Origin of the sequence: Flavobacterium anhuiense (genome assembly GCF_004151235.1) — a bacterium.
Lineage (GTDB): Bacteria > Bacteroidota > Bacteroidia > Flavobacteriales > Flavobacteriaceae > Flavobacterium > Flavobacterium anhuiense_A.
Map to the genome: position 1 here is coordinate 1 of NZ_JUIV01000007.1, position 21,357 is coordinate 21,357.

The 21,357-nt window shown below is 31.9% G+C and carries 19 protein-coding genes; 13 read left to right on the forward strand and 6 right to left on the reverse strand.

Annotated features, from left to right (window positions below; translation table 11 throughout):
• Window positions 1–171: 171 nt before the first annotated feature.
• On the reverse strand, window positions 172–585 hold the full coding sequence (locus NU08_RS10480) for a thiol-disulfide oxidoreductase DCC family protein (RefSeq protein WP_129747075.1): 414 nt from the start codon (window positions 583–585) through the stop codon (window positions 172–174).
• Between the two features lie 252 nt (window positions 586–837).
• On the reverse strand, window positions 838–3,003 hold the full coding sequence (locus NU08_RS10485; RefSeq protein WP_129747076.1) for an endonuclease MutS2: 2,166 nt from the start codon (window positions 3,001–3,003) through the stop codon (window positions 838–840).
• Between the two features lie 153 nt (window positions 3,004–3,156).
• Here NU08_RS10485 and NU08_RS10490 point away from each other — a divergent pair, with 153 nt between their 5' ends.
• Window positions 3,157–3,822, forward strand: coding sequence for a uracil-DNA glycosylase (locus NU08_RS10490; protein ID WP_129747077.1), 666 nt, complete (start codon window positions 3,157–3,159; stop codon window positions 3,820–3,822).
• Between the two features lie 154 nt (window positions 3,823–3,976).
• Here the strand turns inward: NU08_RS10490 and NU08_RS10495 are convergent, their stop codons facing one another.
• The 4 genes from NU08_RS10495 to NU08_RS10510 all read right to left on the reverse strand — a co-directional run bounded on the left by NU08_RS10495 (window position 3,977) and on the right by NU08_RS10510 (window position 7,858).
• Window positions 3,977–4,351: a DUF4258 domain-containing protein gene (locus NU08_RS10495; protein ID WP_111424863.1), complete on the reverse strand. Its 375-nt coding sequence runs from the start codon at window positions 4,349–4,351 to the stop codon at window positions 3,977–3,979.
• A gap of 36 nt (window positions 4,352–4,387) precedes the next feature.
• Window positions 4,388–5,587, reverse strand: coding sequence for an alanine dehydrogenase (locus NU08_RS10500; protein WP_129747078.1), 1,200 nt, complete (start codon window positions 5,585–5,587; stop codon window positions 4,388–4,390).
• A gap of 131 nt (window positions 5,588–5,718) precedes the next feature.
• Entirely contained in the window at window positions 5,719–6,126 is a 408-nt protein-coding gene (tsaE, locus tag NU08_RS10505) for a tRNA (adenosine(37)-N6)-threonylcarbamoyltransferase complex ATPase subunit type 1 TsaE (RefSeq protein ID WP_129747079.1), read from the reverse strand.
• A gap of 178 nt (window positions 6,127–6,304) precedes the next feature.
• A complete protein-coding gene (locus NU08_RS10510; RefSeq protein ID WP_008464034.1) occupies window positions 6,305–7,858 on the reverse strand; it encodes a bifunctional response regulator/alkaline phosphatase family protein in 1,554 nt (517 codons plus the stop codon).
• A 223-nt stretch (window positions 7,859–8,081) separates the two neighbouring features.
• Between NU08_RS10510 and NU08_RS10515 the strand changes: the two genes are divergently transcribed.
• The 12 genes from NU08_RS10515 (at window position 8,082) to NU08_RS10570 (ending at window position 21,137) form a co-directional block, all read left to right on the forward strand.
• Window positions 8,082–9,311 carry an HD domain-containing protein gene (locus NU08_RS10515; protein WP_129747080.1) on the forward strand — a complete coding sequence of 410 codons (1,230 nt, stop codon included), beginning with the start codon at window positions 8,082–8,084 and terminating at the stop codon, window positions 9,309–9,311.
• 39 nt (window positions 9,312–9,350) lie between these two features.
• On the forward strand, window positions 9,351–10,394 hold the full coding sequence (gene lpxD, locus NU08_RS10520) for a UDP-3-O-(3-hydroxymyristoyl)glucosamine N-acyltransferase (RefSeq protein ID WP_129747081.1): 1,044 nt from the start codon (window positions 9,351–9,353) through the stop codon (window positions 10,392–10,394).
• A complete protein-coding gene (locus NU08_RS10525) occupies window positions 10,387–11,775 on the forward strand; it encodes a bifunctional UDP-3-O-[3-hydroxymyristoyl] N-acetylglucosamine deacetylase/3-hydroxyacyl-ACP dehydratase (protein ID WP_129747082.1) in 1,389 nt (462 codons plus the stop codon). The genes lpxD and NU08_RS10525 overlap by 8 nt, the downstream gene beginning before the upstream one ends.
• Window positions 11,776–11,849: 74 nt before the next feature.
• On the forward strand, window positions 11,850–12,635 hold the full coding sequence (gene lpxA, locus NU08_RS10530) for an acyl-ACP--UDP-N-acetylglucosamine O-acyltransferase (RefSeq protein WP_008464041.1): 786 nt from the start codon (window positions 11,850–11,852) through the stop codon (window positions 12,633–12,635).
• A gap of 129 nt (window positions 12,636–12,764) precedes the next feature.
• The gene (gene efp, locus NU08_RS10535) at window positions 12,765–13,331 is read left to right on the forward strand and encodes an elongation factor P (protein WP_008464042.1); all 567 of its coding nucleotides are present in this window, start codon (window positions 12,765–12,767) and stop codon (window positions 13,329–13,331) included.
• A 121-nt stretch (window positions 13,332–13,452) separates the two neighbouring features.
• Window positions 13,453–14,382 carry a UDP-3-O-(3-hydroxymyristoyl)glucosamine N-acyltransferase gene (locus NU08_RS10540; protein WP_129747083.1) on the forward strand — a complete coding sequence of 310 codons (930 nt, stop codon included), beginning with the start codon at window positions 13,453–13,455 and terminating at the stop codon, window positions 14,380–14,382.
• A 1-nt stretch (window position 14,383) separates the two neighbouring features.
• Entirely contained in the window at window positions 14,384–14,746 is a 363-nt protein-coding gene (locus tag NU08_RS10545; RefSeq protein ID WP_008464044.1) for a nuclear transport factor 2 family protein, read from the forward strand.
• A gap of 86 nt (window positions 14,747–14,832) precedes the next feature.
• The gene (sucD, locus tag NU08_RS10550; RefSeq protein ID WP_057118027.1) at window positions 14,833–15,705 is read left to right on the forward strand and encodes a succinate--CoA ligase subunit alpha; all 873 of its coding nucleotides are present in this window, start codon (window positions 14,833–14,835) and stop codon (window positions 15,703–15,705) included.
• Window positions 15,706–15,859: 154 nt separating this feature from the next.
• Window positions 15,860–16,288 carry a hypothetical protein gene (locus NU08_RS10555; protein ID WP_091131824.1) on the forward strand — a complete coding sequence of 143 codons (429 nt, stop codon included), beginning with the start codon at window positions 15,860–15,862 and terminating at the stop codon, window positions 16,286–16,288.
• A gap of 122 nt (window positions 16,289–16,410) precedes the next feature.
• Window positions 16,411–18,855 (forward strand): T9SS type A sorting domain-containing protein, encoded by a 2,445-nt coding sequence (locus tag NU08_RS10560; RefSeq protein ID WP_129747084.1) that lies wholly within the window; start codon window positions 16,411–16,413, stop codon window positions 18,853–18,855.
• Between the two features lie 470 nt (window positions 18,856–19,325).
• The gene (locus NU08_RS10565; protein ID WP_129747085.1) at window positions 19,326–19,931 is read left to right on the forward strand and encodes an RNA polymerase sigma factor; all 606 of its coding nucleotides are present in this window, start codon (window positions 19,326–19,328) and stop codon (window positions 19,929–19,931) included.
• A 90-nt stretch (window positions 19,932–20,021) separates the two neighbouring features.
• On the forward strand, window positions 20,022–21,137 hold the full coding sequence (locus tag NU08_RS10570) for a FecR family protein (protein WP_129747086.1): 1,116 nt from the start codon (window positions 20,022–20,024) through the stop codon (window positions 21,135–21,137).
• The last annotated feature ends 220 nt before the right edge of the window (window positions 21,138–21,357 follow it).

Consider the following 21,357-nt stretch of genomic DNA (forward strand, 5'->3'; position numbering starts at 1 on the left):
AATAAGTAACTTTTACAATTTCGACGAAGGAGAAATCTTCTCGAGAAGCTCCACAAAGATTGGATTTTCGTTACAGAGTTACTTGCGAAGATTTCTCCTTCGTCGAAATGACAATATTGCGGAGATTGAAGTTTTACTGTTGGAATTTGAAATTTAAAAAATTGGAATTTTTTAAAGAAATTTAGCTTTTAACTCTGGAGTAGGAATCATGCAACTTTCTTTTTTGCCATACCAATTGTATCTGTTTTTGGCAACGTAATTGTAAATTCTGTCACTTATAAAAATTGGAATGATTCTAAAAATTGGAATTAATTTCCAAAGTCCGCCAAAATTTTTAGCTATTTCAATAACAGCAGAAGATTTGTAGAAATAAGCTGTTCCAGGATCAAACAAAATAATACTATCCATTTTTGAAAAACTGATTCCCAGATGTTTACAAATGGAAATACCTAAGTCAGATTGTAATGCGACAAATCTAAAAACATCTTTTTTGTCGTGATTGATAATAAACTGTACAGCAGAACTGCAAAGATTGCAAACTCCGTCAAAAAGAACAATTTTTTTATTTATAGGAAGGCTTTCCATTATATGGCTTTAAAAGTAAACTTTAAAAAGTTTATATCTAATATTATTAAATTGGTTTTATCTATTGAATTTTGTTTTTGTATAAATTTAGTAAATTAAAAACAGCATTCATAAATTGTTTTAAATGAATTTTTAAAAAATGTTGACCTACTTTTGTGTAATTTTTAAAATAATTGCTTAAATCGCTTTATTTTAATTTTGGCGTTTTTTGGTCAATTTTTTTACTGAAAACTGTCACTGCGACTGAAAACTTTATTTCTTAACAGCCTCTACCAATTCCAATTCATCCAAACTTACTTTAGAAGTAAAAATGCCATAATTTACAGTTGCTTTATTTTTTTCGATTAAGTCTATGCTTCCAACAGATCTTCCGTCAAGCATTCTTACTCGATCGCCAACTTTTAAAATAGGCTTTGGTTTTTCTACAACAGGTTTAAGTTTTTTCTCTTTTTTCTCTTTTCGAATTTCTTCAACTTTTACCTGTACTTCGGCAATAATCTCTTTTTGTTTTTCAACTTTTGCTTTTACTTCTTTCGGAGTTGCTTTTTTACGTTTTGAATTTTCAATCTCAACAATTTTCAAAAATTCGCCAATAAGTTCTTTTTTGTTTTTGTTGTTGAAATACTTCTCAGCAATATCATCAATTTTTTGTCCTATATATATAATCTTCTGATTGCTGTCGTATAGTTCCTGATAGCTTTCCAGTTTTTGCTGAATCTTAGTATTGATGGTTTCCATCTTTTTACTTTCTTCACGCGCACGACTTTCTTCTTCTTTTAAATTGAGAGAAGTTTTTTCAAGCTTCGATCTCTCTTTTTGAAGATTGGCAATAGTTTTATCAAAACGAACTTTTCCAACTTCTATTTTCTTTTTCGCACGATTAATTAATCCAAACGGAATTCCATTTTTTTGTGCTACTTCAAAAGTAAAAGAACTTCCTGCTTGACCAAGAGCCAGTTTATACATTGGCTCAAGAGTCTTTTCATCAAACATCATGTTGGCGTTTGTTGCGTATGGCAACTCGTTTGCCAAAATTTTTAAATTTGCGTAATGCGTTGTGATAATTCCAAAAGCTTCACGATGATAAAATTCTTCCAAGAAAATTTCAGCCAAAGCACCACCCAATTCAGGATCAGAACCTGTACCAAATTCATCAATTAAAAACATGGTTTTTCGATTACATTTCTTTAAAAAGTAATTCATATTTTTTAAACGATATGAATAAGTACTTAAATGATTCTCAATAGATTGGTTATCTCCAATGTCAGTTAAGATTCTGTCAAATAAGAAAGTTTCACTTCTTTCATGAACTGGAATTAATATTCCGGATTGCAACATTAATTGTAATAATCCAACTGTTTTTAAAGAAATAGTTTTTCCACCCGCATTTGGACCAGATATTACAATAATTCTGTTTTCTTGTTTCAGTTCAATTGTCTGCGGATGCGTAACTTCTTGTTTTTGTTTATTGTTCAAATACAAAATTGGATGATAGGCTTCTCTAAAGAATAATCTTCTTTCTTCTGTAATTGCTGGAAGAATTCCGTTAATGCGATTTGCATATTTTGCTTTTCCTGCAACAACATCAATATCGCTCAAAAAGTCTTGGTATTCAACTAATAAAGGAAGATAAGGGCGAATTACGTTTGATAAATTCTTTAGAATTCTCGTAATTTCTTCTTTTTCTTCATATTCCAGATTGGCTAATTCACGAGAATATTTTAGAGTAGCTTCAGGTTCAATGTAAGCAATGCTTCCAGTTTTAGAACTTCCTAAAATTGAGCCTTTTACTTTTCGGCGATACATGGCCAAAACGGCTAAAACTCTACGGTTTTGAACAAAACTTTCTTTAATGTCGTCCAAATAACCCAAGCTATTGTATTGAGTTAAAGCTACGCCAAAACTTTGGTTTACTTTTCCGCGAACCAAATTCATATTCTGACGAATTCCAGACAAAGCAGGAGAAGCATTGTCTTTTATTTCGCCATATTTATCTACAATTGCATCAATTGCCGTAATGATGTCTTTAGTTAATTCTACTCTTGAAGCTCTAGCATTTAAGTTTGGATAATAGTCGTCAAACTTTTTTAAGAAATTCAATAGAACATTTGTAGTCGCAGAAAGATTGGCTATTTTTCTAAAACTTCCAACTTCTAAAAAACTGTCTTCGATGGCAAGAAACTTAATTTCATGCGTTATGGCGTCAAATCCTTGATTCGGAATGGCGTTATTATTTTGAAAAGAAGACACGTACTCTGATGTCTGCATCAAAGCTTGCATTAATTCTTCTTTATCTCTAAATGGTTTTATTTGTAAAGCCTTTTCTTTTCCAATATCGGTGTTGCAACCATCAGATATGGTTTCGAGAACGGTTGGAAATTGTAAGTCTTGTAATGTTTTTTCGGTAATACTGATCATTTAATTTCTTTATGAAAGCAATCACAAAAGTACGAAAACAATAATGAATTATGAGTTATGAATTATGAGTTTTTAGTTTGCTTAACTTGTGACTTTCGATTTTGGACTTTTTTGATTTTAAGTATTAATTTCAGAAATTCGCATAAAAAAATTATGGACGTAAAAATGCATTCTTCTTGGAAGCCTGTTTTGAATGAAGAATTCGAAAAACCATATTTCAACGATTTAATCGAATTTGTAAAATCGGAATATGCAACAAAAGTTTGTTATCCAAAAGGTAGCCAGATTTTTTCCGCTTTTGATCATTGCCATTTTGATGAAGTAAAAGTGGTTATTATTGGGCAAGATCCGTATCATGGGCCAAACCAAGCAAATGGTTTGTGTTTTTCTGTGAACGATGGAATTCCGTTTCCGCCATCACTTCAAAATATATTTAAAGAAATTCAGGATGATTTCAATATACCAATGCCTAATACAGGTAATCTGGAACGTTGGGCAGATCAAGGTGTTTTTCTTTTAAATGCAACTTTAACAGTTAGACAATCTGAGGCAGGAAGTCATCAGGGAAAAGGTTGGGAAAAATTTACTGATGCAGTGATCAAACAAATTTCTGCTGAAAAAGAAAATGTTGTTTTCTTGCTTTGGGGCGGTTTTGCTCAAAAGAAAGCTTCTTTGATCGATGCATCAAAACATCACATTTTAAAATCGGGACATCCTTCGCCTTTGAGCGCCAATAGAGGTTTTTGGTTTGGAAATAAACATTTTAGCCAAACTAATGAATTCTTGAAATCGAAAGGATTGAAAGAAATTGAATGGTAATTTTTTAGAGTTACAAAGGCTCAGAGTTGCAAAGAGACAAAGGGAAAAAAACTTTGTGTTTTTGTGGCTTTGCGAGAAATATTTACAGCTAAAAAAAAATCTTTTGAATCTGCAATCCCTATAGCTATCGGGAGCGAGAAACAAAAGATTTTTTTTATTTTTTTACGATTTCTTCTAAAACGGCTTTGTTTTCGTAATTAACCACTTTCAGAATAATTTCCTGATTTTTTACTGTTTTTCCTTCAATGATATACAGTTTTCCTTTTTTGAACGGAACATTGCTTTGGTCAAAATCTACGTCTCCGTAAGTTAAAGTATTTTTGATATCTGCTGTGTCAACCCATTTTTCGTTTAAAGTCTGAACCGCTTTTGGAGAATATTGAAAAGGTTTTGTTCTAAGATTGTTTAAAACTCGGGCATTTGGAAAATAATTGCAACGGGTGTCTTTTCCGATAAAAAATCCGGATACAATAAAACATCCCATAACGAGACCAATCAGGTAATATGCAAAACGGTGTACGAACTTCATGAAATAAAATTTTTGCAAAGGTACATTAAAGTTCCCTTAAAATACAAGTAAATTAATATCGTTATCTGGAAGATCAAACCAATCGCCAATAGCTTTGTTAGTTAAAATTCCGTGATAAAGATAAATTCCGTTTTTAAGGCCTTTGTTGCAACGAATTGCACTTTCAATGCCACCATCTTCGGCTATCTGATGTAGGTAAGGAGTCAAGATGTTACTGATTGATAATGAAGCAGTTTTAGAGTATCTTGAAGGGATGTTTGGCACACAATAGTGTAAAACATTGTTTTTTATGAATGTTGGTTTTTCATGAGTCGTAACTTCAGATGTTTCGAAACAACCGCCAGTATCAATGCTGACATCAACAATTACGGCACCTTTTTTCATGTGTTCAACCATTGTTTCATTCACTACGATCGGACAACGCTCTTTACCGCGCATGGCGCCAATTGCTACGTCACAGCGTCTTAAAGCTTTTAATAAGCCTTTTTGCTGTATGGTTGAAGTAAAAATTCTTTGATTTAGATTATTTTGCAGACGGCGTAATTTGGTAATGGAATTATCAAAAACTTTTACGTTTGCTCCTAATCCAATTGCGGTTTTAGCTGCAAATTCTCCAACAGTTCCAGCACCAAGAATTACAACTTCGGTAGGAGGAACGCCAGTTATGTTTCCGAATAAAAGTCCTTTTCCGAACTCGTTTGTAATCATTAATTCGGCAGCAATTAAGATTGAAGCTGTTCCGGCAATTTCGCTTAAAGATTTTACTGCTGGATAAGAACCGTCTTCATCTTTTATATATTCAAAAGCTAAAGCAGTAATTTTCTTTTTTGCTAAAGCCTCGAAATATTCTTTCTTTTTGGTTTTTAGCTGAATAGCAGAAATAATAACCGTTTCAGGATTTATCATTTCTATTTCAGTTAAAGTTGGCGGTTCTACTTTTAATAGAAACGGGCAACTAAAAACTCTTTTAGCGTCTTTTGTGATTTCTGCACCAGCATCGGCATATTCTTTATCAGTATAACTCGAACTTTCTCCAGCGCCAGATTCGATCATAACGCGATGTCCTTCATAAGTTAAGGAAGCGACTGCATCGGGCGTAAGACAGATACGACGTTCCTGATAACTTGTTTCTTTAGGGATTCCTATAAAAAGTTCTCTTTTAAAACGACCAACCTCAAGTTTTTCTTCCTGTGGTATTAATTGTTGTTTTGTAAATGGAGTTAACGTGATTGACATGGATTGTGCAAAAAATTAAGAGTACAAATTACGTAAAAAGTTTTAAAATTAGTGTAAAAATTCTGCTAATACTCAAAGCGAAAAGTTAAGAAATATAATATCCATCAATTAAAAGTACTGATTGAATATTTTTAGACCAATTCTAACTCTCTTTTACCGTCAGAAAGTAATTTGATGTTTATTGTAGAATGTTCTTCTGGAATTAAACTTGCGATTTTTTCAGACCATTCAATAAAACACCAATTTCCAGAATATAGGTAATCATCAACTCCCATATCTAGCGCTTCTGTTTCTTGTTTTATTCTGTAAAAGTCAAAATGATAGACTTTTTTTCCGCTTGGAATTTGATATTCGTTTACTAAAGAAAAAGTAGGGCTGCTAGTTGCGTCAGTAATTCCAAGACTTTTGCATAACTGTTTGATCAAAGTTGTTTTTCCAACTCCCATTTCTCCATTAAAAAGGATGGTTTTATTAGGATTTGAAGCTATAATCTGCTCTGCAACTTCTTGAATTTGATCTAATGAAAAAACGATGTTCATTGTTATTTAATTTTTGCCACGAATTTCACAAATTTTCGCGAATTATTTTTTAATGCCACAGATTAAAAGATTAAAAAGGATTTTTTAATCAGTGATAATCTGTGAAATCTGTGGCAAAAATTATTTCTATTTAATTGTATTCATTGCTGAAAACTGAAAACCGCGACTGAAAACTTTTTTACTTCGGGTTAAATACCAAGAACGGAATAATCATTTCTTCTAATGAAATTCCCCCGTGCTGGTAGGTGTTTTTGTAATAACTCACATAATGATTGTAGTTGTTTACGTAAGCCAAGAAAAAATCATTTTTGGCAAAAATAAACGAACTGCTCATGTTTATAGCCGGCAAACCAATAGTTTTAGGCTCTTTTACTACATAAACGTCTTTTTGCTCATATGTTAAGCTGCGTCCAGTTTTGTAACGCAAATTTAGACTTGTATTTTTATCTCCCACAACTTTCGACGGATTTTTTACATTTATTGTTCCGTGGTCTGTTGTTAGAATCAGTTTGAAACCTAAAAGTTGAGCTTGTTGAATGATTTCTAACAAAGGTGAATTTTTAAACCAGCTTAAAGTCAAAGAGCGATACGCTTTATCGTCTGAAGCCAATTCTTTTACCACTTCCATCTCTGTCTTAGCGTGTGAAAGCATGTCAACAAAGTTGTAAACTACCGTTACTAAGTCGTTTCCTTTTAAGGCCTTAAAGTTTTCTGCCAGTTTTTTTCCTCCAGCATAATTGGTGATTTTAAAATAATCTTCCTTAATATTTAAGCCTAAACGCTTTAATTGAGCAGATAAAAATTCTGCTTCGTAAAGGTTTTTTCCGCCATCTTCTACATCATTTTTCCAATATTCAGGAAACTGTTTTTCCATTTCTAAAGGCATTAAACCAGAAAAAATGGCATTTCTTGCATATTGTGTAGCAGTGGGAAGAATAGAGTAGTACGGAACTTCTTTTTCTAGTTTGTAATAGTTTGAGATTACACCTTCAAAAGCTTTCCATTGGTCGTAACGAAGGTTGTCAATTACCACAAAAAGAATTGGTTTGTCTTTCTTTTTTATTTCTGGGACCACTAATTCTTTAAATAAAGTATTGGATTGAATCGGTTTGTCTGCTTTTGGCGCAAACCAGTCTTCATAATTTCTTTCAATATATTTTCCAAATTGAGAATTCGCCTCGACTTTTTGAGATTCTAGAATTTCAATCATCGCTGTATCGTTGATGTCTTCTAGTTTTAGTTCCCAAAAAAGCAATTTTTTATACAATTCAATCCAGTCTTCATACGAATTAACCATTGCCAATTCCATCGAAATTTTTCTGAATTCTTTCTGGTAATCTAAGGTTGTTTTTTCTGTAATCAATCTCGAATCATCCAGATTTTTCTTCAAACTTAACAGAATCTGATTCGGATTTACAGGCTTAATCAAATAATCGGCGATTTTAGAACCAATGGCTTCTTCCATAATATATTCTTCTTCGCTTTTTGTGATCATAATCATTGGTATGGCCGATTTTTTTTCTTTCATTTCAGAAAGCGTTTCCAATCCGCTCATTCCAGGCATGTTTTCATCTAAAAATACAATATCAAAATTATCTTCTTCAAATAGCGCAATCGCATCGAGTCCGTTATTGCAAGTGGTAACTTCGTAATTCTTTTTTTCTAGAAATAATATGTGAGGCTTTAAAAGATCGATTTCATCGTCGACCCAAAGTATTTTTATCTTATCCATAAATCAATTTAATTTTACTGCAATTTAAAGTTATAGAACTTAAAAAGTATTAAAAATAGTATAAAATTACCAAAGATGAAGCATGATTTTATTTTGAAATTTAACATTTTTAAATGTATTTTATTGATAATCATGGCAATTTGTACTGTGATTTTTAAATAAAAAACACCAAGCTCTTTATACTTATTTACTTATATTTGTTGACCTAAAAAATAACCAGACTGTGACTCAGATCAATAAATTAAAAATATTCAACGATCCTATATATGGCTTCATTACGATTCCGAATGAGCTGGTTTACGACTTAATTCAGCATCCTTATTTTCAGCGTTTGCGCCGTATTTCACAGATGGGATTATCATATTTGGTGTATCCAGGAGCCAATCATACCCGTTTTCATCATGCTTTAGGCTGCATGCATTTAATGAAAAAGGCTATTGATACGCTTCGTTTTAAAGATGTCATTATTTCTGAAGAAGAAGAAAATGCGCTTTTAATAGCAATTTTACTTCATGATATAGGACATGGGCCATTTTCGCATGCAATGGAAAAAAGTATTGTAGAAGATGTGCATCATGAAGCTATTTCATTATTGTTTATGAATCAGCTTAATGAGGAATTTGACGGGAGATTAAGTTTGGCGATTCAGGTATTTAAAGGAGAATATCATAGAAAATTCATGCTGCAATTGATTTCAAGTCAGTTGGATATGGATCGAATGGATTATTTAAAACGAGATAGTTTTTATACAGGTGTTGCAGAAGGAAATGTGAATTCTGAACGATTGATTCAGATGATGAACGTAGAAAATGATGTTTTGGTAATTGAAGAGAAAGGAATTTATTCGGTCGAGAAATTTCTGCTTTCGAGAAGATTAATGTATTGGCAGGCTTATTTGCATAAAACGAGCTTAGTAGCAGAATTAATTTTAATGAAAGTTTTAAAAAGAGCAAAAGAACTTGTTTTAAAAGGAGTAGATCTTCCTTGCAGTGAACCACTTTCTTATTTTATGCATAACAAAATCGCTCTTGAGGATTTTGACGCAGAGAAATTGGATTTATTTTCACAACTTGACGATTTTGATATTATAAGTGCACTAAAAGCTTGGCAGAGGCATAATGATTTTATACTTTCTACTTTGAGTAAAATGATTATTAATAGAGATTTGTTAAAAATTAAGCTCAGTGCAGAAAAAATTCCGATGGAAGAATCGCAATCTTTGAAAGAGGAGTTTGCAGAAGCACATCAAATTTCGGCAGTAGATGCTGGATATTTTATTTTTAGAGGGAAAATTAAAAACCAAGCCTATAGTAAAGAAGCAGAACCTATTCGTATTTTGAAAAAAGATAAAACAATTGAGGATGTTGTTGAAGCTTCTGATCAGCTGAATTTGAAATCGTTATCTAAATTGGTAACAAAATATTACATCTGTTTCCCAAAACAACTTATATAAAATTAACATTTAAATCCTATTTTTTATATTTTTGTCGCGATGAAATTTACAGCAGAACAAATAGCAGGAATTTTAGAAGGAGAAGTTGTTGGGAATCCCAATGCAGAAGTTTCTAAGCTTTCTAAGATCGAAGAAGGTGACGAAGGATCGCTTACTTTTTTGGCTAACCCAAAGTATATCAATTATATATATACTACAAAAGCGACAGTAACAATTGTTAATGATAGCTTTATTCCTGAACAGGAAATTAGTACTACACTTATTAAGGTAGAAGATGCTTATGCAGCGTTTTCTAAACTTTTGCATTTTTATAATCAGGTAAAATTAAATAAAAACGGTATCGAACCTCAGTCTTTTATGTCTGAAGGAACTAAATACGGAGAGAATTTATATTTAGGTAGTTTTAGTTATATCGGACAAAATGTGGTTTTAGGCAATAATGTAAAAATTTATCCAAATAGTTTTATTGGCGACAATGTTACTATTGGTGATAATGTATTCATTTTTGCTGGTGCAAAAATCTATTCTGAAACCGTAATTGGTAATAATTGCACGGTACATTCTGGTGTTATTATTGGTGCTGACGGTTTTGGTTTTGCTCCAAATGAAAACGGAGAATACAGCAAAGTGCCTCAAATCGGAAATGTTATTATAGAAGATAATGTTGATATTGGTGCTAATACAACAATTGACAGAGCAACTCTTGGTTCTACTATAATTAGACAGGGAGTTAAATTAGACAATCAGATTCAGATTGCTCATAATGTAGAAATAGGTAAAAATACTGTGATTGCTGCTCAAAGTGGTGTAGCAGGTTCTACAAAAATAGGCGAAAACTGTATGATTGGTGGACAGGTAGGTATTGCAGGTCATTTAACAATAGGAAATAATGTAAGGCTTCAAGCGCAGTCGGGTGTAGCCAGAAACATTAAGGATGATGAAGTTCTACAAGGAACTCCATCTCTTGGATATACGGATTTTAACAAATCGTATGTTCATTTTAAGAATCTGCCTAAAATCGTAGCTGAAGTTGAAGAATTAAAAAAACAAATAATAAACCCAAAAAATGGAAATAATGGTTAAACAGAAGACCATCAAAAATGAAATTTCGCTAACAGGAGTTGGTTTACACACTGGAAAAGAAGTTACAATGACTTTTAAACCTGCACCCGTTAATAATGGTTTCACTTTTGTAAGAGTAGATTTGCAAGGTCAACCAGTCATTGAGGCTGATGCTAATTATGTTGTTAATACTCAAAGAGGAACAAATCTTGAGAAATTAGGAGTAAAAATTCAAACACCAGAACACGTTTTAGCTGCAGTAGTTGGCTGCGATTTGGATAACATTATTATTGAATTGAATGCCTCTGAACTTCCTATTATGGATGGTTCATCAAAATATTTTGTTGAAGCGATTGAAAAAGCTGGAATCGAAGAGCAAGATGCGCAACGTAATGTTTACGTAGTAAAAGAAGTAATTTCTTTTACAGACGAAGCTACAGGAAGCGAAATCCTTGTTATGCCAAGCGATGAATATCAGGTTACAACAATGGTAGATTTTGGTACAAAAGTTTTAGGTACTCAAAATGCTACTCTTAAAAGTTTGTCAGATTTTAAATCTGAAATTGCAAGTTCTAGAACTTTTAGTTTCCTTCACGAATTAGAGTCATTGTTAGAGCACGGACTTATTAAAGGTGGAGATTTAAATAATGCAATCGTTTATGTAGATAAAGAAATCTCTGAGTCTACAATGGAGAGTTTAAAGAAAGCATTTGGTAAAGATGAAATTTCTGTTAAACCAAATGGAGTTTTGGATAACTTGACTTTACACTATCCAAACGAAGCTGCAAGACATAAATTGCTTGATGTAATTGGAGATTTGTCCTTAATTGGAGTTCGTATTCAAGGAAAAATTATTGCTAATAAACCAGGACACTTTGTAAATACTCAGTTTGCAAAGAAATTGGCTAAAATCATTAAAATAGAACAGAGAAATCATGTTCCTACTTACGATCTGCATCAAGAACCATTGATGGATATTCATAAAATCATGTCTATGCTGCCTCACAGACCACCATTCTTGTTGATTGACAGAATTATCGAAATGTCTGATCGTCACGTAGTAGGATTGAAAAATGTTACTATGAACGAGAATTTCTTTGTAGGTCATTTTCCAGAAGCTCCAGTTATGCCGGGTGTATTAATTGTTGAAGCAATGGCACAAACAGGAGGAATATTAGTATTAAGCACTGTTCCAGATCCTGAAAATTATTTGACATATTTCATGAAAATTGATAATGTTAAATTTAAACACAAAGTATTGCCAGGTGATACTTTAATTTTTAAATGTGAGTTAATATCTCCTATCAGAAGAGGAATTTGTCATATGCAGGCAAATGCTTATGCAAATGGTAAATTGGTTACTGAAGCAGAATTAATGGCACAAATAGCAAGAAAACAATAATAAATTATCAAATTTATTGTTTAGGTTTGTTGCTTCAAATTAGAATATTTTAATTAAAAATATAAAACATACAGATGAATCAACCATTAGCATATGTTCATCCAGGCGCGAAAATCGCTAAAAACGTTGTAATAGAGCCATTTACAACAATTCACAATAATGTTGTTATTGGTGATGGTACTTGGATTGGTTCAAACGTGACCATTATGGAAGGTGCTCGAATTGGAAAGAATTGTAATATTTTTCCAGGAGCTGTAATTTCTGCAGTGCCACAAGATTTAAAATTCGGAGGTGAAGATTCTCTTGCTATTATCGGTGATAATTGTACAATTAGAGAATGCGTAACTATAAATAGAGGAACAATTGCTTCTGGTCAGACTGTAATTGGAAATAATTGTTTAGTAATGGCTTATGCTCACATTGCACACGATTGTGAAATCGGAAACAATGCAATTATTGTAAATGGTGTTGCTTTAGCAGGTCACGTAGTTGTTGGAAATCATGCAGTTATTGGAGGATTGGCAGCAATTCACCAGTTTATCCATATTGGAGATCACGCTATGATTTCTGGAGGATCTTTGGTTAGAAAAGATGTTCCGCCTTATACGAAAGCAGCAAAAGAACCATTATCGTATGTTGGAATTAACTCAGTTGGTTTAAGAAGAAGAGGTTTTACAACTGAAAAGATTAGAGAAATTCAGGAAATCTATAGAATTTTATACCAAAAGAATTATAATACAACTCAGGCTTTAAGTATTATTGAAGCTGAAATGGAAGCGACTCCTGAAAGAGATGAAATTCTAGATTTTATTAGAAATTCATCAAGAGGAATTATGAAAGGTTACTCAGGAAACTATTAATTATTTTAGTCCCGATAGCTAGCGGGATAGATTTCTGAACTTTGAAATAAATATTAAATAAAAAATGAAGATTGATTCTATATGAAGAATCTGAAATCTACATTCTAAAATCTAAAATAAAAAAAACAAATGGCATCTACATCAGATATTAGAAACGGATTGTGTATTAAATTTAATCACGATATCTATAAAATTATTGAATTCCTTCACGTAAAACCTGGAAAAGGTCCAGCTTTCGTAAGAACAAAACTTAAAAGTTTAACTTCAGGAAAAGTATTAGATAATACATTTTCTGCAGGTCACAAAATTGACGTTATTCGTGTTGAAACGCACACATTCCAGTTTTTATATCCAGAAGGAGATGAATTTCACTTCATGAATGCTGAAACGTTTGAGCAAATTTCTTTAAATAAAAACATTCTGGATGCTCCAGAATTATTAAAAGAAGGTACAAATGTAATGGTTCAAATCAATACAGAAACAGATTTACCATTATCAGTAGATATGCCTGCATCTGTTATTTTAGAAGTTACTTATGCTGAGCCTGGTGTAAAAGGAAATACCGCTACAAATGCTACAAAAAATGCTACAGTAGAAACAGGAGCAAACATCAACGTTCCTTTGTTTATTAATGAAGGAGATAAAATTAAAATTGATACTGCTACAGGTTCTTATATGGAGCGTGTAAAAGAGTAGTCTTTTAATTAAGATAAATTTGACAATGAGTCAATTAGATAATCTGTGAATCGACATAATTTTGTATATTCACATTCTAATTGACTCATTTTCTAATTGACAAATTTTCTAATTATACTATATGAAATTTCCAAAGAGTCATTCTTTACAAGAAATTGCTAATTTGCTTAACTGCAAATTTATTGGAGACAAAGACTTTCAAGTTTTAGGCATGAATGAAATACATGTTGTGGAGCCTGGTGATATTGTTTTTGTTGACCACCCAAAATATTATGATAAAGCTTTGCAATCGGCAGCGACCATTGTTTTAATAAACAAAGAAGTAGAATGTCCAGAAGGTAAGGCCCTTTTAATTTCTGATGATCCCTTTAGAGATTTCAATATTCTTACAAAACATTTTAGACCTTTCCAGTTTGCTAATGTTGCAATTGCTGATTCTGCAGAGATAGGAGAAGGTACTGTAATTCAGCCAAATACTTTTGTTGGGAATAATGTTAAAATCGGTAAGAACTGCTTAATACATTCTAATGTGTCTATTTACGACCATACTGTAATCGGAGACAATGTAATTATACATGCTGGAACTATTTTAGGAGCAGATGCTTTTTATTATAAAAAACGCCCAGAAGGATTTGATCAATTAGTTTCTGGCGGAAGAGTTGTTATTGAAGATAATGTTGGTATTGGTGCTTTATGTACGATAGATAAAGGGGTTACTGGAGATACAACTATCGGTGCAGGTTCTAAGTTAGATAATCAAGTACATGTTGGTCATGATACTGTAATTGGAAAAAAATGTCTGATTGCTTCGCAAACGGGTATTGCAGGTTGTGTGATTATTGAAGATGAAGTAACCTTATGGGGGCAAGTAGGTACAACAAGCGGTATAACAATTGGAGCAAAAGCCGTTGTTATGGGGCAGACTGGTGTAACTAAGTCAGTTGAAGGAGGAAAATCGTATTTTGGGACACCAATTGAAGAATCTAGAGAAAAATTGAAACAATTAGCCAACATTAAGAAGATTCCTGAAATTTTAAATAAATTGAAGTAATATGTCTATTAAAGAATTTGTTCAGAAATTTTATAAGTCAGATGCCTTAATTGATAGCGAAATTTTAAAAACATATCTGCATCCTGATGTAACGCTTGAATGGAACAGCAGCAAAGGTTTTATTCAAATGGATTATGATTCGATAATTGAAATGGCGAATGAGCTTAGTCGTGCTTACGTGCGTTCTAAGGTTAGAATTAGCCATATTATTAGTGAAGATGATTTAGTATCAGTGCGTTACTCTCATTTTGTAAAAACAATCGAGAATCCGAGAGAAGAGATGCTTTTAGCACATTTCGCAACCATTTGGCAAATAAAAGATGATAAACTTTATAGAGGTTATCAAATGAGTCAATTTTCTTAATATTTTTTTGACAATAAAAGAGTCAAAATACATTACAAAACCTTATTTTTGCAACACAAATTTAAAAACTACATAAAATATATATCATGAGTGTTTTAGTTAATAAAGATTCCAAAATAATTGTTCAGGGATTTACAGGAAGTGAAGGAACTTTCCACGCTTCTCAAATGATTGAGTACGGTACTAATGTTGTTGGAGGTGTAACTCCAGGAAAAGGTGGTACTAGCCATTTAGATCGTCCAGTTTTTAATACAGTAAAAGATGCTGTTGACCAAGCTGGTGCTGATACTTCTATCATTTTTGTTCCGCCAGCTTTTGCTGCTGATGCAATTATGGAAGCTGCTGATGCTGGAATTAAAGTAATTATTGCTATTACAGAAGGAATTCCTGTAGCAGATATGATTAAAGCAAATAATTATGTTAAAGAAAGAAATTCAAGATTAATTGGTCCAAACTGTCCAGGTGTAATTACTCCAGGTGAAGCTAAAGTTGGTATTATGCCAGGTTTCGTTTTCAAAAAAGGAACAGTTGGTATCGTTTCTAAATCTGGAACTTTAACTTACGAAGCTGCTGACCAAGTTGTAAAACAAGGTTTAGGTATCACTACTGCAATTGGTATTGGTGGAGATCCAATTATCGGAACTACAACTAAAGAAGCTGTTGAATTATTAATGAACGATCCAGAAACTGAAGCAATCATTATGATTGGTGAAATCGGTGGTCAACTTGAAGCTGATGCTGCAAGATGGGTAAAAGCAGATGGTAACCGCAAGCCAGTTATTGGATTTATAGCTGGAGAAACTGCTCCTGCTGGTAGGACAATGGGTCACGCAGGTGCAATCGTTGGTGGTTCTGATGATACAGCTGCTGCTAAAAAACAAATCATGAGAGACAACGGAATTCACGTTGTTGATTCGCCAGCTGAAATTGGTAAAAAAGTAAAAGAAGTACTTGGATAATTTTCAAGTCTCAAAATAACAAATTTTAAAAAAGTCTCAATTTCTTGTTGAGACTTTTTTACATTTTTAAAATACTGAGGATAAATATAAAAAAAAACTCAGCATCGATCCCGATAGCTATCGGGACAGTATCTTAGAAGCTTAAAAAAGAATTATGTACAAAGAATTAGAAAAATTTAAATCAACAAACAGTTTTACTTTTACAGTAAATGATAGTTTAGAAGAAGCTTGCAACGCGCCAGAAGGAAGCGCTGGAATCTTTATTGTATATGCTGTTGAAGGTGATACAAAAGAACTGATTATGGTTGGTTCTACAGGAACTGTTCAGAATGACGGAACTTTAAAAAGCAAAAATGGCGGACTTTACGATAAAATAGTAAACGGTCATCAGTTTGCTAAAACAGGAAGAAAATATTCTTGGCCGGCTCAAATGAAATTAGAGAATATTTCTGAGCTTGAAGTAGTTTGGTATGAAACTTTTGCGGGTGATGCAAAAGCTATTCCAACAGCTGTTGAAGGGCAAGTTTTGCAAAATTTCTTGGATGAAAATGGTAAATTGCCAAGATGGAATGTAGCTTTTTAAGTTACTTTTATACATCAGATTATAAAAAACCTTATTAAGTAAATTAGTAAGGTTTTTTTTATAAGGCTATAGGTTTTTAACTTTGGGTTTTATATATTTAAACACCAAAAACTAACAACCCTATGATAAAAAACTACCTGCTATTACTGACTTTGTGCTTTTTTTCTTCATCAAAAGCGCAAATAATTACTTTTCCAGATGCCAATTTCAAGGCAAAATTGCTTCAAGCAAATGGTTCTAACACAATCGCAAAAGATTTAAATTCAAATTACTTTAAAATTGATTCTAACAACAATGGTGAAATTGAAATAGCTGAAGCTTTAAATGTAAGCTATTTAGATTTAAGAGATTCTAATATTGCATCGCTGGATCAATTGTCGAACTTTTCTAATCTAACTGATTTTAATTGTTCTAATAATAATTTGGGAATTTTAGATGTCAGTAGTTTAAAAAAACTTACTAGATTAGTTTGCTCTTCAAATTTAATTAGTGACTTAAATCTTTCAGATTTAAGCAAAATAAGTTCACTTATTTGCGGGCAAAACAAATTAACTTCATTGAATGTTAGTAACTTAACAGAATTAAACATAATTGAGTGCAACAATAATGATTTGCAATCTCTGGATGTTTCGAATAGTTCGCATTTGCGAGAACTCGTTTGCTACAAAAACAAGCTTACTGAGTTAAAGCTCCCTAATTCAACAGTATTATGGTTTTTTAAATGTGCACAAAATTTATTGCCAAGCCTAGATATCGCAAAATTGCCTGGACTTGAGTATTTAGATTTTTGGGATAATAAAATAACCTTTCTCGATTTTTCAAATTCTAAAATAATAACAGATTGTTACGGTGGGGCAAATCCAATTGAATCTATTGATTTATCAAATCAAGTGCTTTTAGAGACTTTATGGATTGGGCATACATTAATTAAAACCTTAGATATTAGTAGTTCGAAAAACTTAAAAGAGTTAAATATATCAGATTGTCCAAATTTAGAGTTTCTTAATATTAAAAACGGAGCTGTTAAAAATTTAAGTTTTTTAGAGACACCTTTAAGTTCGTTAGGCTACAATGGTTTTAATTTGTCAAATTGTCCTAATCTGCAATATATTTGCGATGACGATTTTAATCTGGCATTGGTTACAGAAAAAATAGCACCATATAGATATGAAAATTGCTTAGTTGGAAATTATTGCTCATTTGAGCCAGGCGGAACAAACTACACTATAAAAGGCAAAAGCCAGATTGATGTTGATAGTAATGGCTGTGATACTGGTGATATAGGAGCTAAGTACTTAAAATTTTCAATTTTTGATGGTACAAAATTGGAGTATTTTACCGCAGATTCTAATGACGAATATGCTTTGAAGATTCCTGCGGGTTCTTATAAAGTAACTCCTATTGTTGAAAATTCTAGTTATTTTACGGTTTTACCATCTTATGCGGATGTTGTTTTCCCTACGCAGGTAAGCCTTTTTAATCAAAATTTTTGCATTGTTCCAAATGGTGTCCATAACGATTTAGAAATCAATATTATACCGATCGATGCCGCTAGACCTGGTTTTGATGCAAAATATAAATTAGTCTACAAAAACAAAGGGAATACGGTTCAATCAGGAACTGTAAATCTTAATTTTGACGATTCAATTTTGGATTTTGTTTCTTCAAACTCTGTGGTTTCTAGTCAAAGCTCTGGTAAATTAGTTTGGAATTTTTCAAATCTAAAACCATTTGAAAGCAGAGAAATTGATTTAGTTTTAAACGTCAATTCTCCTGTTGAAACTCCAGCAATAAATATTGGAGATATATTGAAGTATAAAGCTATCATTAATTCTGCAGAAACTGATGAAACATCTGAAGATAATGTTTTTGAACTTGCTCAAACGGTTGTGGGTTCTTATGATCCAAATGATAAAATCTGTTTAGAAGGAAAAGTTATTAAACCTGAACTTATTGGTCAATATGTTCACTATCTAATTCGTTTTGAAAATACGGGAACTTATAATGCTGAAAATGTAGTGATTAAAGATGTGATTGATATATCGAAATTTGATATTTCGACTTTAATTCCTACTAGTGCAAGTCATGCTTATGAAGTGAAAGTTTCTGATGTAAACAAGATAGAATTTATCTTCAAAAAGATAGATCTTCCTTTTGATGATGCTCATAATGATGGCTATATTGCCTTTAAAATTAAAACTTTGCCAACTTTAAAGGTAGGTGATTTATTTGAAAATGAGGCTAATATTTATTTTGATTATAATTTTCCAATTTTAACAAACAAGGCAACATCAACTTTTAAAACATTAGGAAGACCAGATTTCGAACTTTCATCCCATTTAAATATTTACCCAAATCCAGTTCGAAATTATCTACAAATAGAATCTAAAGATTTAGTAGAAATTGAATCAATATATGTTTATAATGTTTTAGGGCAAGTGATTGAAGTGATACCAAATGCTCAAAATATTTCTAAAATTGATGTCTCAAAATTTCAATCAGGAAACTATATTCTTCAAGTCAAAACTGCGTCTGGAGGCTCAATTATGAAGTTCGTTAAAATTTGAAAGTGTTTTTACACTCAAGAAAAAGTCTTACTTTTTGTAAGGCTTTTTTTTTTTTTTTTTTTTTTTTTTGAGATTTTATTTGATAATAACTATGAAACTTGTCAATTGTGTCATATAATTCTGTTAATAAAAATTTAAATTATCGTAAATTTTAAGTTTAATCAAAAAAATAAGGTAAAAACTGATGAATTTGGAAAAAGAAGCAAATTTTAGCGATTTATTGGGTTTTAACCATTTGCTTTTCTATATTTATCACACAAAAACAAAAATTAATGTTAAAATTTAATTCTTTTGAGATGGTCAAAGCTTGGTGAAATGTAAAAGACTTATTTATTTTTTGTTAAATAATGTTTATTATAAACCATTTGAACATTTAAGAATCAAATTTTCATTTACGATTTAATCTCTTGCAATTAATCTTCTTTTAAGAATGATCTAAAATGATTGATTTTTTGCCCAAAGTATCTTATATGAGCCAAATTTTAAAAAACAAGGTTTTAGACGATTTTATTCTATGGAATAATTTGAAAAATGGAAATGAGAAATCTTTCTCTCTGCTTTTTGAAAAATATTATAGAGATCTAATTAGTTACGGCAATTCACTTTGCCCGTACGCTGAAAAGGTGCAAGATTGTATACAGGATGTTTTTGCAGATATTTGGCTTTATAGAGATTCTCTTCAAGATAATGTTGTTGCTAAGGCATACTTGCTTTCCAGCGTTAGAAAGAGAATTGCACGTTTGCATGAAAGAGATCATGTATTTAGAAAGACCACAACCACAGATGTTTTGGAATTCCTTTTTGATTTTTCTATAGAAAATGATTTGGTTGAAGATGAAGTAACAGCCGAACGTGTTCTTCTTTTAAATAAATTACTAAATGATTTGCCTGTACGCCAAAAAGAGGCTTTATATTTACGTTACCACCAAGGTTTGAGCGTTGATCAAATTGCCGATTTACTGGAGATGAATTATCAGTCTGCTAGTAATCTTCTTCATCGTGGTTTGTTAAATCTTCGTAAGGAATGGAAAGGCAGTATTCCGTTTCTAGTCCTTATATCTTCAGGGGTTTTTTAAAAATTTAAGAAAAAATCAAAAAAAAATCTTAAATAAGTGAGTATATAATATAAAAACTGTCCTCTATGTTTTTGTAACCTTAATAATAAGATGCAAAAACGTAACAATTATATCGAAATAGAAGACTTCTTGGCTGATGAATCTTTTCAACTATGGATTTTATCAAAAGTTGATGAGCAAGGCTGGGAAGAATGGACTTTAGAAAATCTTCAGAGAGCTAAACTTGTTGAAGATGCTAGACTTGTATTGCTAGCAATGCGAGTTCCAGAGTCTAAACTTTCTTCAAATGAAGTTCATGAAGCCTTACAGCAAACTTGGCGTAAAATTGAGCATAGAGAAGGACTCTCTCAACAAACCTCAAAAATTAAAAAACTTAAAATACAAAGATACTGGATCACTGGTATTGCTGCAGCTGTATTGGTTGGTGTTTTTTCTACTTGGTTTTTTAAAAATAACATAATAACTAACGATAATGTCGTTACGTACAATGAATTAGTTCAGGATAATGATGAAGGTTTGGTAGAACAAACCAACAATTCTGAAAAATCGCAGATAATCACTTTGTCTGACGGAAGTTCGGTTTTATTACAGCCCAATAGTAAATTAAGTTACCCTAAAATCTTTACCGGAAACGAAAGAAAGGTGTATTTATCCGGCGAAGGTTTCTTTGAAATTAGTAAAAATCCTAAAAAGCCTTTTTTTGTTTACGCTAACGAGATTGTAACTCGCGTTGTTGGAACAAGCTTTAGAATAAAGGCTTACCCAGACCAGCAAAACGTTGAAGTTCTTGTTCGCACCGGTAAAGTTAAGGTAAAGTCAAACGATTTAGTTCGTGCTGTTGAAAACAAAGAAATTGTTCTTCTTCCTAATCAAGCATTGCGTTTTGTTCGTAAAGAAATGGTTTTTAATAAAATAACCAATATAACAGAAGATCCAATTTTAGTGAATAGTGTTAGAAATATCGAACAATTAAGTTTTGAATTTACAGATATCCCTGTAGCACAGATTCTTGAAACTATTGAACAGGCTTATTTGGTAGATATAGATTTTCCTCACGACAAATTGAAAGACTGCCGTTTAACAACTTCATTGAGTGATCAGCCTCTAGCTGAAAAACTTAAAATAATCTGTAAAAGTATCGGAAACGACACCAATTATGAGATGAATGGAAATCAGATTGTAATTACGACTTCTGGCTGTAACTAGAATTCTTAATTCAATTAAGATAAAAACAAAAAAATCCAAAATCAAACTAATTAAAAACTAAAAAAAAATAATTTGTAATTGCCTATGTGAAAAACGAATACATAAAAAAAGTGCCGAGAATGCTGTAACATTATCGACACTTAAATCTGAATAAATTACTCTCTGTAAAGGATAATTTATGATGTTTCTTAAAATACACTCGAATAGTATTAATCAAAAC

Bases quoted from the DNA above. Each gene is read 5' to 3' on its own strand.
- sucD (WP_057118027.1), top strand. From the start codon at position 14,833: ATGAGTGTTTTAGTTAATAAAGATTCCAAAATAATTGTTCAGGGATTT.
- NU08_RS10495 (WP_111424863.1), bottom strand. From the start codon at position 4,351: ATGAAGTTCGTACACCGTTTTGCATATTACCTGATTGGTCTCGTTATG.
- NU08_RS10565 (WP_129747085.1), top strand. From the start codon at position 19,326: ATGAGCCAAATTTTAAAAAACAAGGTTTTAGACGATTTTATTCTATGG.
- NU08_RS10525 (WP_129747082.1), top strand. From the start codon at position 10,387: ATGGTTAAACAGAAGACCATCAAAAATGAAATTTCGCTAACAGGAGTT.
- NU08_RS10510 (WP_008464034.1), bottom strand. From the start codon at position 7,858: ATGGATAAGATAAAAATACTTTGGGTCGACGATGAAATCGATCTTTTA.
- NU08_RS10480 (WP_129747075.1), bottom strand. From the start codon at position 585: ATGGAAAGCCTTCCTATAAATAAAAAAATTGTTCTTTTTGACGGAGTT.
- NU08_RS10490 (WP_129747077.1), top strand. From the start codon at position 3,157: ATGGACGTAAAAATGCATTCTTCTTGGAAGCCTGTTTTGAATGAAGAA.
- lpxD (WP_129747081.1), top strand. From the start codon at position 9,351: ATGAAATTTACAGCAGAACAAATAGCAGGAATTTTAGAAGGAGAAGTT.
- NU08_RS10570 (WP_129747086.1), top strand. From the start codon at position 20,022: ATGCAAAAACGTAACAATTATATCGAAATAGAAGACTTCTTGGCTGAT.
- tsaE (WP_129747079.1), bottom strand. From the start codon at position 6,126: ATGAACATCGTTTTTTCATTAGATCAAATTCAAGAAGTTGCAGAGCAG.
- NU08_RS10540 (WP_129747083.1), top strand. From the start codon at position 13,453: ATGAAATTTCCAAAGAGTCATTCTTTACAAGAAATTGCTAATTTGCTT.
- efp (WP_008464042.1), top strand. From the start codon at position 12,765: ATGGCATCTACATCAGATATTAGAAACGGATTGTGTATTAAATTTAAT.
- NU08_RS10560 (WP_129747084.1), top strand. From the start codon at position 16,411: ATGATAAAAAACTACCTGCTATTACTGACTTTGTGCTTTTTTTCTTCA.
- NU08_RS10555 (WP_091131824.1), top strand. From the start codon at position 15,860: ATGTACAAAGAATTAGAAAAATTTAAATCAACAAACAGTTTTACTTTT.
- lpxA (WP_008464041.1), top strand. From the start codon at position 11,850: ATGAATCAACCATTAGCATATGTTCATCCAGGCGCGAAAATCGCTAAA.
- NU08_RS10485 (WP_129747076.1), bottom strand. From the start codon at position 3,003: ATGATCAGTATTACCGAAAAAACATTACAAGACTTACAATTTCCAACC.
- NU08_RS10500 (WP_129747078.1), bottom strand. From the start codon at position 5,587: ATGTCAATCACGTTAACTCCATTTACAAAACAACAATTAATACCACAG.
- NU08_RS10545 (WP_008464044.1), top strand. From the start codon at position 14,384: ATGTCTATTAAAGAATTTGTTCAGAAATTTTATAAGTCAGATGCCTTA.